Consider the following 12,186-nt stretch of genomic DNA (forward strand, 5'->3'; position numbering starts at 1 on the left):
GGGAATGCGCTTTAACGCCACTCGGGCGCTCGAAATCAATCGATCACAACCGCATCCCGAACCACGCGCGTATTTGCATGAACAGCCACGCCACCACGTCCGTGCGCGGGGCCGACAGTCTTGGCATCGGGCCTTCGGGCAGGCGCAGGTTGACGGTCTTGAAACGCGGCAACGGTCGACGACCACGTACGGCGCGTGGGTGGCGCGCCGCGCGGGTGTGAAGCGGCTGAGGGGGACGTTTTTCACCGATCAGCGAGCGGCGCAGCAGGCTGCTGAACGCGATGCCGGGCATGGCCTTGCCGGCGACGTTGGTGTTGGCATCGCTGAACAATCGCCCGATCAGCCGCTGGCGCAATGCGTCGTCCATGTCGATGAACTGCAGACCCAGGCGGCCGTCGCCGGTCTGGCGCTTCACCTCCACGGGCACGCGGCCGACCTTGTTGACCCAGACCTCGCCCCGCAACCCCGGCTTGATCAACTCGGCGTGCCGGCAGGCAAACGATGCGCCGGTGAGCGAGATGTCCGTCAGGCGCCCGGCGAACATGCGTCCGGTCAAATGCAGCCCGGCCGGTTTCAGGAAGGGGAAGCGCTCTTCGCCGTGCAGGCGCGGGCGGTCGACGCAGGCCACCAGCGTGGCGACGTTGTAGATCAACGCGACCACCGTCCAGCACAGGTTGAATTGCACGTTGCCGTCGAAGGTGTCTGCGGTGGCAATCGCCGTGAACGCACCGACTTGCGCAAACAGCGTGAGGAAGAAAAAGAACCCGAACAGCTTCCAGTGCACCATGGCCTTCGACCGATCCAGCCCTTTGGCCGTGACCTTGAACGGCCGGCCAAACGGACGAATCAACGCGCTGATGATCGTGGCCGTGACCGCCAGCGAGGCGACGATCTGCGTGACCTCGGTGAAGATCGGCAGCGTCCTGCGGTCCGTCACCCACGTGCCGTAACCCCAGAAGGCAATGAGCGCCGGCATGCCGAACGCCAGAAAATCCATCGGCTTGGCGTAGAACCCGGCGATGCCGAAATACCAGTAGAGCAGCGGCGAGATCAGCATCATCAGAATGAACGGCTTGGAAAACCAGTGCAGCATCCCGTGGATGTAATGCAACCGGTCGTTGAGCGTGTAGCCGCGCCCGCGCAGCGGACCGTCCGGGAGCAGCGCGACCTGAATCGTGCCCAGGCACCAGCGGCCGCGTTGATTGATGTACTCGGTCAGGCCTTCGGCGGACAGGCCGATCGACAGCCGCTCGTTGAGCCAGCGGGTGACGTAGCCGCGTTGCAGCAAACGGTAGGTGGTGTAGATGTCTTCGCACACGGAGCCTGTGGGAAAGCCACCGATCTCGTTGATCCGGTCGCGGCGCACCACGAACGAGGTGCCGACACAGAACGCAGCGTCCCAGCCGTCCTTGGCCGGCTGAAACACGTCGAAAAATACCCGCTGCTCGTCGACCCAGCAAGTGGATGAGCCGAGGTTGTGCTGAATCGGATCCGGGTTGTAATAGAACTGCGGGGTCTGCACCAGCGCGACTTTCGGGTCTTCGAACAAGCCGAGGGTGCGCATCAGGATCGGTTGTTGCGGCGCAAAGTCGGCGTCCAGCACCAAGATGTAGGGTGCGTTGGTCGAGGCTTCGGACTGGCGCAAACCGTTGTTCAGGTTACCGGCCTTGGCGTGGCTGTTGTCGGGACGGCGGGCGTAGTAAACGCCCATTTGCGCGCAGTAATCGCGCAGCCAGTCGCGACGGGTGTCGTCCAGTACCCAGACATTGAAGTTGGGGTAGTCCATGGCCTTGGCGGCAATGATGGTCTTCTCCAGCACGTCCAGGCCTTCGTTGTACGTGCAGATGAACACATCGACGGCAGGCACATGAGGGCCGGCGGCGCGCAGGCGTTCCTCGCCCGCATCGGCGGTCTGCGAGTGGTCGCTGCGCACCAGCATGACCACGATCGACACCAGCGTGTAGGTGATTGCCAGCATCTCGAAAAACAGGAACGTGTACGACCACAGCGCGGCGAAGCCCGAATGGATGTCAGGCAGCGTTTCCCGCACTCGCCAGATCACGTAGTTGATCAACAGCAGCCCGGTCATGATCCCGAACACGGCACGCGCGCCCCACTGATCGCGATGGGTCAGGCAGGCGAACAACACGACCATGGCCAGCGTGCCAAGGTTGAGCTGCCACAGTTGCAGCGAGTCGAGAGCGTGCATGTCAGTTCGCCTCCTGGGCTCCGGTGAAGGGGTTGACGCCGCTGGCTGCGATGGCTGCCCACGCCGTGGCCCCTAGATGAGGCAGGTGGTAATAGAAAAAGTCGTTGCGTGTGGAATCCGGACCGATGGCCAGGCCGGTGCTGATCTGCGCTTGCGGTGTCGCGAACAGCCAGCCATCGGCCGCCTGCTGAGCGATCAGCAGCGACCACAGCGGCTTGGCCTTGTCGGCGGCACCGGTCAGTTGCGCGACGGCGGCGGCCTGCGCGGTGCCTTCGGTCCACAAGCCGTCCGGGTCGCGACTGAAACCGTAACCGCCCCCGAATCGGTGTGCCTGGTCGACAAAGCTGAACACCCGCGACCAGTCGGCGGGCGGGTTTGTGACGGCAATCAGGGGCCAGATCTGTGCATCCAGACCGGAGCGTTGATGTTCGGCGGTGCGGCCATCGGGCAGGGTGCCGATCAGGAACCGCCCCTCGTTCGCGAGCCACTGACTGTCGACGAAATTACGGGCGATTTGCGCCTGCGCGGCGCTGTCCTGACTGGCCTTGATACGGTTCAGCGCGCTCCAGGCGGCGGCCAGATCGACGTTGTGTTCAGTGGATTTCCAGCCTTGACGCACCGGGTTGGGCGGATACCCGTAGAAGCCGCCAATGAAACCCGCCGGTGCCTGACCGTCATAGGTGTTGCGCTGGGTCCACAGCAGGACTTTTTCCGCCGCCAGCAGATAACGCTGTTCTTCGGTCTGACGGAACGCTTCCAGCAAAGCCAGCACCGCCCAGGCCTGATTGCCGGTGGCGCTGCCGACCTGATAGGCGTCCTGATTCCAGGCGTTGCGTTCCTGGCTCCAGTAACCGGGCAGCAAAATCGGACCCTGCTGCTTGACCGAACCCGCCGCGTAGGCGTTGCGCAGGCGACCGTCCTGGTAATCGGGATCGTGGTCGGTGGCGTAGACAAGGGCATCGGCAATGCGTTGAGCGGACTTTGGTTTGCCGCAGCCGAACAGCGCGATGCTAGCGAGCGCGTTGTCATACGTGAAGGCCACGCCGCGCAGGGCGATGATGGTCGGAGGATGCCCCTCGAACGCGGGATAACTGGCGAGCAGCACCGGGCCGTCAGCGAGGGACTGGACGGCGCGATCGAGGGCCGCGCAGGTCAGTTGTTCGAGCCGAGGTCGGCTTTGTTCGGCCAGCGCGGGCGTGATGACCAGGGCCATCAGCAGCGACGTGAGCAGGGCGTTCAACGCGCGACCTCGGTCGTCACCCAGTTGCCGGGGTTGCAGGTGCGGGCGCGCTCGCTTTCCGACAGGTTGTTGTCGAAGGCGCCCACGACGTACACCGAATTCTGTTCGGCGAAGGGGAAGGGCACGCTGTAGTTCGCAGACTGGGTATCGCTGGGTTTGGACAGCAGCTGCACCACGTGCGCCTGCAGCGGCTGGTTAAGGCCCGCGACATTCACTTTCAGCACGGTGTCCCGCGTGATCTTGCTCGCCATGCGTTCGGGAAACACCGCAATGACGTTACTCTCATTGCAATGCGTGGCGCGCAGCAGCGTGGAACCCGCCCGCACCAGTGTTCCCTCTGGCGCGATCAGTTCCTGCACAGTGCCCGGTGCGTAGGCAACCACGTTGTAGGCCGCCATCAACTTGACCCGGTTCTGCTCGGTCTCGATCAGTCGGTTGAGATTGTCCAGTTCCTCCTGTTGCGTCGCGCGGTTCTTCGCCTGATTGGCCAGGCTCAACTGCAAGGTGGTCATTTGCGCCTGAAGGTCGAACATCCGCAGTTGGTCTGGATCGAGATACACCTGTTCGCTGGCCGCCGACACGTCGCCGCTGTTGATGCGCACCTGCGAACGGATCGATTCGGCGGCGCCTTGCAGCGACGCCAGCTGGGCTTTGGACGAGGTCACCGCCGCCTCGCTGATTGCGCCCTGACGGAACAACTCCAGGTTGCGCGTCACCGTGGCTTGAGCGTCTTGCAGACGTGCATCGGCCGCGACGCTTTCGGCTTTCAGGGCGCGTTGGGCGTACAGCTGTCGGGTGCGGTACGCGCTCTGGTACTGCTGACTGGTTTTGTCCAATGCGTCGTAAAACTGTTGGTCATGCTCGGCCTGACTCTTCAGTGAGGCGAGTTGTTGCTCCAGGGTGAGGCGACGGGTTTGCAGGGTCAGCAGAGTTTCCTGATTCGCGCGCGGGTTTTCGATGGTGGCAATCGTCTGACCTTTCTCGAATGTCTCGCCGGGTTTGATCGTGAGCGAGCTGACGACGCCGTCGATGGGAGTGGTCAGCAAGATCACCGGAGCGTTGAGGATCGCGCGGGTGGCCGACGAGGACAGCAAGGGCATGAACAGCGTGGAAAACAGCAGCCAGACGATGAAGAACAGCACGCTGAATCCCACCAGCCTGGGCAGCAGCGACAGGGTAAAAAACCGCGGCTTCGAAGGTTTGCCCGTCATCTCGATCGGTTCGATCGACAAATTGGTCATGATCCGGCACTCCAGGGTCGAGCATGTAGAAATCAGTTCGCAGACGGGCACACAGGCGCCGTGACTGCGTCAGGTAGACGACAGCTAAACCAAGGCATACGAAAGCGTCGCCCGGTCAAAGGCGAGGTAAAGGAACCGTCTTGTTGAAAGCGCAGGACTGAAAAGGCTGGATACGTCCCGTCTTGTAGAAATGGAGCTGCAGTGACCCAGGCAGGAGAAAACGATCACTGCCGTTACGCTAGGCGGGAAGTCTTTTACTGTCAATCACCTGCGCGCGCTCAAAGATTGACGTCGGTTTAACGGCACGGTTTTCTGGCGCGATGGCCGGCAGGCCGGTTTTTCGAGTAGGTGTAACTGTCTGATTTGCTGAAACTTATGGACGTATCCGATAAAGCGGACCTTTCGTCGTTTCTGCCATTAAAGACAGATCGAAACGCCCGCCAGTGCAAAAAAATATAAGGATCCCGTTTGTCATGCCAATGCTTCAGCGTTTGGCGGGCGGTTCCGTGATCAGCCTTGAAACCGGAACGTCATTGAGCACTACGGTGTAATTGAGTTGGCCGATGGGCTGTGGCAGGTCAGTGTCGACGTATTCGTGGGAGGAGTCCGTCAGTTTTGCGATGAGCTGACCCGACCGATAAATGCGCAGCGGTTGTTTGCTGCCTTCGGTCACGCGCCAACGCAGAGTGACGGTTCGCGCGGCACTGTTCAGGCTCGCGGTGAGCTGGCGCACGCCGACATGCCCGATCAGTGGCACGCCGTCGACGACATAGCGTTCCGGATCCGTGTTGATCCCCAGATGAACGAGGATCGTCGGTGTGATGTCGGCGACACTGGCCAAGCCGTACAGGCCGTCAAGACTGCTATCGAACGGGTCGCCGATCGGGTGTGTCAGCTCTTCATTGGCCGGTTTGTTGAGACCGATGAAGGTGGTTTTTTCGCTGCGGCTCTGTTCGCCATGGTCGTAACCGTCCGGAGGTCGCCGCCCATGGTCGGTGGTCAGCATCACCAGCCAGTCTTCGTCGGGGTTCTGTTGTTTGCGTTTATCCAGCGCAGCGAGGATTTGCCCGATCTGCCGGTCCACCCGTGCGATTGCCTCCTGATAGCGGGCACCAAATCCGTTTTCATGTCCGGCGGTGTCCGCTTGGTCGAGGTGCACGAAGATGAAATCGAAATTGCCAGTGCTCAGTTCCTGGACCGTACGATCGGTGGAACATTGATCATCGCCGCCACACTTGACGCCAAGCTCGATGAACCCCGCGTTGATGTCGTCGATGAAGTTGTCATTGATGGGATTCCAGCTGACGATGCTGGCGGTGTGGCGCGTGGGAGAAGACAGGCTGATCAGCTTGAACAGGCTGTCGGTCCTGTTGCGCAGGCTGCTGTCGTTGCCGGCAATCCGGTGACGGTTGACCCAGGCGCCCGTCAGCACCGTCGCCCAGCCGGGACCGCTGAACGTGGGTTGCTGAGTCGAGGTGCCGACGATGCCACCGGTGTAGCTCATGGCCGGATGAAGCCGGATGATGAAAGGTGCCTGGCCGGTGTCCATGGCGTGTTTGAGTTGTTCGTACTGCACACCGTCGATGCCGATCAGCAGGGCCTTGTGCCGATGAAAGTCGACCGAATCCCCCAACAACATGTTTTTCAGCAGCAGCGCTGCCAATAACCCCAGAAGCACAGCGATTCCGCAGAGCCTGGCGATTGGATACATGATGAGCCTCATTTTTTGCACTGAGGTCGCGGGCAGTAAGGCATGGAAGGGCGACTAATCCGTGTCGATGGCGAATTGGGTTCTATTGGTTATAGCGGAGTTTTGGCGAGGTGCAGGCTGCTGAGACGAGATAGGGCTGAGCCAGTCCACCCTGTGGGAGCGAGCTTGCTCGCGAAGGCGGTGGGTCATCCGGCACGCCCAGACCAAGCTCGCTTCCAAAGGGACCATGCTGTCTGAGACCCGGTTACAGCTTCAATCCTTGTCCCAGCACCACGTTCAGCGCGTTACGCGCGTCGTCCAGCTGGACCAGCGTGGCGTGATGAGCGCCGAGGGCATCGCGGTTTTCGATGGCGGTCAGAATCGCCTTGTGCCGGGGCAGGGCCAGTTCGTGCAGGTTCGGTCGCTTGTTGGAGTGCTTCAACGCTTCGCGCAGTGCCAGCGACAGCATGTTGCACAAATGGGCCAGCAGATCGTTGTGGGTGGCGTCGGCGATACGGCTGTGGAAATCCAGGTCCGGTTGCAGCACGGCTTCCACTGTCGGCGCGGCTTCCATGCGTTGATACGCCTCACCGATGGCGGCGATTTCATCGGTGGTCGCGTGTTGTGCGGCGAGCGCGGCGGCAGCGGGTTCGATGATGCTTCGCACGCTGGTGAGCAGGGCGAAGAACTCGTTCTGCGGCGAGCTTTGCATCAGCCAGTGGAGGACGTCCGGGTCGAGGATGTGCCATTCGCGACGAGGCTTCACCACCGTGCCGACACGCGGACGGGAATAGACCAGGCCCTTGGCGACCAGCACACGCGTGGCTTCCCGCAACACCGGGCGACTGACGGCATATTCTTCACAGAGCAAGGCTTCGGGGGGGAGCTTGTCGTCAGGTTTGAAACGGCCTGAAACGATCTGCATGCCGATGTCCTGGACGATGCGTGAATGCATGCTTTTGCGGTCGGAGGGCTTACGGTAATCCATGGGGGCGCGAGGCGATCCTGAACGGTGAATGCCGCGCATCATAGCATTGGCGATGAAGTCAGGGCGCGAGTGGAAATGTCCGGGGATTTTCCGGCAGATAGAGAACCTGTGGGAGTGAGCTTGCTCACGAATGCTGACGTACAACCGCCAGATATTCAGCGGTTGTACCGACGCTTTCGTGAGCAAGCTCACTCCCACAGGTCATGCAGCGACATCACCGGTGCAGCAAGCGGGTATCAGTGAGAATGCCTTGGCACTTCCGATCCGCGCATCCCCACCAGGAAGTCAAAGTCGCAACCCTGATCCGCCTGCATGACGTGGTCGATGTACAGCTGACGATAACCGCCGATCAACAGTTGCTGAGGCGCTTGCCAGTCGGCCAGGCGCGCGGCCAGTTCTTGCTCGGAAATGTCCAGGTGCAGGCGGCCAGTCGAGCAGTCGAGTTCGATGTAGTCACCTTCTTGCACCACCGCCAACGGACCGCCCGCGGCCGCTTCCGGCGCAACGTGCAGCACAACCGTGCCGTACGCCGTGCCGCTCATGCGCGCATCGGAAATCCGCACCATGTCGGTCACGCCCTGCGCCAGTAGCTTGGCCGGAAGACCCATGTTGCCGACCTCTGCCATGCCTGGATAACCCTTCGGCCCGCAGTTCTTCATGACCAGAATGCTGTCGGCGTCTACGTCCAGCTCCGGATCATTGATTCGCGCTTTGTACATGTCGAAGTTCTCGAACACCACTGCACGACCGCGATGCTTCATCAAGGCGGGTGTCGCCGCGGACGGTTTGAGAACGGCGCCCAGCGGCGCAAGGTTGCCACGCAGTACGCAGATGCCGCCATCGGCCACCAATGGATTGTCGATGGCGCGGATCACCTCGTCATCGCCGTAGATCGGTGAGTTCTGGACGTTTTCCCAGAGCGTTTTGCCGTTCGCGGTCAACGCTTCAGGGTGAGGAATCAAGTTGTTTTCGCCCAGACGACGCAGCACCGCAGGCAGGCCGCCCGCGTAGTAGAACTCTTCCATCAGGAAGCGCCCGGAAGGCTGCAGGTCGACCAGGGTTGGCGTGCCTCGACCGATGCGGGTCCAGTCGTCCAGTTCCAGGTCCACACCGATGCGGCCAGCAATAGCCTTCAAGTGGATAACCGCGTTGGTCGAACCACCGATGGCGGCGTTGACGCGAATGGCGTTCTCGAACGCTTCTTTGGTCAGGATTTTCGACAGGCGCAGGTCTTCATTGACCATCTGCACCGCGCGCATGCCGGACATGTGCGCCAATACATAGCGACGGGAATCGACCGCTGGAATCGCCGCGTTGTGCGGCAACGACGTGCCCAGTGCTTCAGCCATGCACGCCATGGTCGACGCCGTGCCCATGGTGTTGCAGGTACCGGCCGAGCGCGACATGCCGGATTCAGCGGAGAGGAATTCATCCAGGCTGATCTGCCCGGCTTTATAGGACTCGTGCATCTGCCAGACGATGGTCCCGGCGCCGATGTCCTTGCCTTTGTGTTTGCCGTTGAGCATCGGTCCGCCGGTGACGACAATGGCTGGCACGTCGCAGCTCGCCGCGCCCATCAACAGGGCAGGGGTGGTCTTGTCGCAGCCGGTCAGCAGCACCACGCCGTCAATCGGGTTGCCGCGAATCGCCTCTTCCACGTCCATGCTCGCCAGGTTACGCGTCAGCATGGCGGTGGGGCGCAGGTTCGATTCGCCGTTGGAGAAAACCGGGAATTCAACCGGGAAACCACCGGCTTCGATCACGCCGCGTTTGACGTGTTCGGCGATGGTGCGGAAGTGGGCGTTGCACGGGGTAAGTTCGGACCAGGTGTTGCAGATGCCGATGATGGGCTTGCCCTGAAACTGATGGTCGGCAATGCCCTGGTTCTTCATCCAGCTGCGGTACATAAAGCCGTTCTTGTCGGCGGTACCGAACCATTGGGCAGAACGCAGGGTAGGTTTCTTATTGGAATCAGACATAAATCAGCACTCTTATTGTAAGACTAAAGGCTTCGCGTGCTGACTAAAATAGGCCGAAAATCGTCTGAGTGGAAGTGTTGTAACGTCAAATAGTAATACTATATAGTCGGTTCCCATCGAGGGACGACCCTGCCAGCCCGACTCACCGCAGTAAGGCACACACGAAGGCAGAGGCGATCCCCGGAATGCTTCCATAACAAAAACAACGTGGAGACCGCATACATGAGCCAGGAACTCAGGCTTATTCGCCGCATCACCTTGAAACTCATCCCTTTTTTGATCCTGTTGTACCTGATCGCGTATGTGGACCGTTCCGCCGTGGGCTTCGCCAAGCTGCACATGGGCGCAGACGTCGGCATCGGTGACGCGGCCTACGGCATGGGCGCCGGGCTGTTCTTCATCGGCTATTTCCTCCTGGAAATCCCCAGCAACCTGATGCTCGAACGCTTCGGCGCGCGGCGCTGGTTCGCGCGGATCATGATCACCTGGGGCGCAATCACCATGGGCATGGCCTTCGTTCAAGGGCCAACCAGCTTCTATGTGATGCGCTTCCTGCTCGGCGCGGCCGAAGCGGGCTTCTTTCCGGGCGTGCTGTACTACATCACCCAATGGTTCCCGGTGCGCCATCGCGGCAAGATCCTCGGGCTTTTCATCCTTTCCCAACCCATCGCGATGATGATCACCGGCCCGATCTCTGGCGGTCTGCTGGGCATGGAAGGCATTGGCGGCCTGCACGGTTGGCAATGGCTGTTCCTGTGCATTGGCGCCCCGGCGATCCTGCTGACGCTGCCGGTCCTGCGCTGGTTGCCGGACGGTCCGAAAGACGTGAAATGGATGGATCCGGTCGAAAAAGAATGGCTGGCCGGTGAGCTGAAAAAAGACCTGGAAGAATACGGCCAGACCCGTCACGGCAATCCATTGCATGCCCTGAAGGACAAGCGTGTCCTGTTGCTGGCGCTGTTCTATCTGCCCGTGACCTTGAGCATCTACGGCCTGGGCCTGTGGTTGCCGACGCTGATCAAACAGTTCGGCGGCAGTGATCTGGTCACGGGCTTCGTCTCGGCAGTGCCTTATATCTTCGGCATCGTTGGTCTGTTGATCGTACCCCGCAGCTCCGACCGCCTGAACGACCGTTACGGTCACCTGGCCGTGCTGTACGTGATCGGCGCGCTGGGCCTGTTCCTCTCGGCTTACCTGACCGTGCCGGTGCTGCAACTGGCCGCATTGTCTCTGGTCGCGTTTTCCCTGTTTTCCTGCACCGCGGTGTTCTGGACCTTGCCGGGCCGTTTCTTCGCCGGCGCCAGTGCGGCGGCCGGTATCGCGCTGATCAACTCGGTCGGCAACCTCGGCGGTTACATCGGCCCGTTCGTCATCGGCTGGCTGAAAGAGATCACCGGCAACCTGGCCACCGGCCTGTATTTCCTGTCGGGCGTGATGATCTGCGGATTGATCCTCACCGGTGTCGTGTACCGCGTGCTCGAACGCAAGCACGTCCTGCCGGAATCCAAATTCGCGGCCAGCGCGCGCTCGCGTTAACCGCACGACGTCTTGTAGGAGCGTGGCTTGTCCCGCGATCGGCGACGGAGTCGTCGTCAAATCAGATAGCCAGGTGTGTCAGGCATACCGCGTTCTCTGGGTTTGCTACCGGTTCCCGGTAGATCGCGGGACAAGCCACGCTCCTACAGAGGTCCGTGCAGACTTTAGAAAGGAGTATTCATATGCATTTGGTTCAATTCGAATTGGGTAACGGCGAACGCCGTGTCGGTCTGGTGGACGGCGCGCTGGTGCGTGAAGTGCAGGGCGCGACGAGCACCCGTGAGCTGGCGCTGGCGGCCATCGACAAGAAAATTTCGTTGGCCGAACAGGTCGACAGCCTGGGCCTGGGTGACAGCCACGACTACTCGCAACTGCGTGCCGACCTGATGATCCTGCCGCCGCTGGATCATCCGGATCCTGCGCACGTATTGGTCAGTGGCACCGGCCTGACGCATCTGGGCAGCGCCTCGGCCCGCGACAAGATGCACCAGCATGGCAATGACGAGTCGGCCATGACCGACACCATGCGCATTTTCAAATGGGGCATTGAAGGCGGCAAACCTGCAGCCGGTCAGGCAGGCGTGCAACCCGAGTGGTTCTATAAAGGCGACGGCGGCATCGTGGTTCGTCCTGGCGCCGCGTTCCCGCAACCCCCATTCTCCGAAGACGCGGGCGAAGAGCCTGAGCTGAGTGGCCTGTACGTGATCGGCAACGATGGCAAGCCGTATCGCCTGGGCTTTGCCATCGGCAACGAGTTCTCCGACCACGTCATGGAGCGCAAAAACTACCTGTACCTGGCGCATTCCAAACTGCGCGCCTGTTCGTTCGGCCCGGAATTGCGCGTCGGTGATCTGCCGCAGAATCTCGCTGGCACCAGTCGCATTCTGCGCGACGGTCAGGTGCTGTGGGAAAAGGAATTCCTGAGCGGCGAGGCCAACATGTGCCACAGCCTGGAAAACCTCGAATATCACCACTTCAAATACAGCCAGTTCCTGCGTCCGGGCGACGTGCACGTGCATTTCTTCGGCACCGCGACGTTGTCGTTCGCCGACGGCATCAAGACCCAGCCGGGTGATCACTTTGAAATCAGCCAGCGCGAATTCGGCGCGCCATTGATCAATGGCATTGCGCCAACCGAGGGCGTATTCCAGCCCGGCGGTATCAAGCAGCTTTAACGCATTGACTGATCGTTGATCTGACAGGCGACACACATTCTGTGGGAGCGAGCTTGCTCGCGAAGACGTGAATCAGGGCGATGAAAATCCTTCGGATTACCGACCCCTTCGCGAGCAAGCTCGCTCCC

General features: G+C 61.0%; 8 protein-coding genes. 2 read left to right on the plus strand and 6 right to left on the minus strand.

Annotated elements, in window-relative coordinates; translation table 11 throughout:
* Positions 1 to 43: 43 nt before the first annotated feature.
* From ABDX87_RS21365 to ABDX87_RS21390, 6 genes are all read right to left on the minus strand, one after another.
* A complete protein-coding gene (locus ABDX87_RS21365) occupies positions 44 to 2,209 on the minus strand; it encodes a glycosyltransferase family 2 protein (protein ID WP_346829656.1) in 2,166 nt (721 codons plus the stop codon).
* Position 2,210: 1 nt separating this feature from the next.
* A complete protein-coding gene (locus tag ABDX87_RS21370; RefSeq protein WP_346829657.1) occupies positions 2,211 to 3,449 on the minus strand; it encodes a hypothetical protein in 1,239 nt (412 codons plus the stop codon).
* Positions 3,446 to 4,690, minus strand: coding sequence for an HlyD family secretion protein (locus tag ABDX87_RS21375; RefSeq protein ID WP_346829658.1), 1,245 nt, complete (start codon positions 4,688 to 4,690; stop codon positions 3,446 to 3,448). The genes ABDX87_RS21370 and ABDX87_RS21375 overlap by 4 nt, the downstream gene beginning before the upstream one ends.
* 484 nt (positions 4,691 to 5,174) lie before the next feature.
* Positions 5,175 to 6,401: an alkaline phosphatase family protein gene (locus ABDX87_RS21380; protein WP_346829659.1), complete on the minus strand. Its 1,227-nt coding sequence runs from the start codon at positions 6,399 to 6,401 to the stop codon at positions 5,175 to 5,177.
* Positions 6,402 to 6,645: 244 nt separating this feature from the next.
* The gene (locus tag ABDX87_RS21385) at positions 6,646 to 7,368 is read right to left on the minus strand and encodes a FadR/GntR family transcriptional regulator (protein WP_346829660.1); all 723 of its coding nucleotides are present in this window, start codon (positions 7,366 to 7,368) and stop codon (positions 6,646 to 6,648) included.
* Positions 7,369 to 7,604: 236 nt separating this feature from the next.
* Positions 7,605 to 9,347: an IlvD/Edd family dehydratase gene (locus tag ABDX87_RS21390; RefSeq protein ID WP_346829661.1), complete on the minus strand. Its 1,743-nt coding sequence runs from the start codon at positions 9,345 to 9,347 to the stop codon at positions 7,605 to 7,607.
* Between the two features lie 222 nt (positions 9,348 to 9,569).
* Between ABDX87_RS21390 and ABDX87_RS21395 the strand changes: the two genes are divergently transcribed.
* Both ABDX87_RS21395 and araD1 read left to right on the plus strand, forming a co-directional pair.
* Positions 9,570 to 10,883 (plus strand): MFS transporter, encoded by a 1,314-nt coding sequence (locus tag ABDX87_RS21395; RefSeq protein WP_346829662.1) that lies wholly within the window; start codon positions 9,570 to 9,572, stop codon positions 10,881 to 10,883.
* Positions 10,884 to 11,065: 182 nt separating this feature from the next.
* Entirely contained in the window at positions 11,066 to 12,058 is a 993-nt protein-coding gene (gene araD1, locus ABDX87_RS21400) for an AraD1 family protein (RefSeq protein ID WP_346829663.1), read from the plus strand.
* Positions 12,059 to 12,186 lie beyond the last annotated feature (128 nt).

Source organism: Pseudomonas abietaniphila (assembly GCF_039697315.1).
GTDB lineage: Bacteria > Pseudomonadota > Gammaproteobacteria > Pseudomonadales > Pseudomonadaceae > Aquipseudomonas > Aquipseudomonas abietaniphila_B.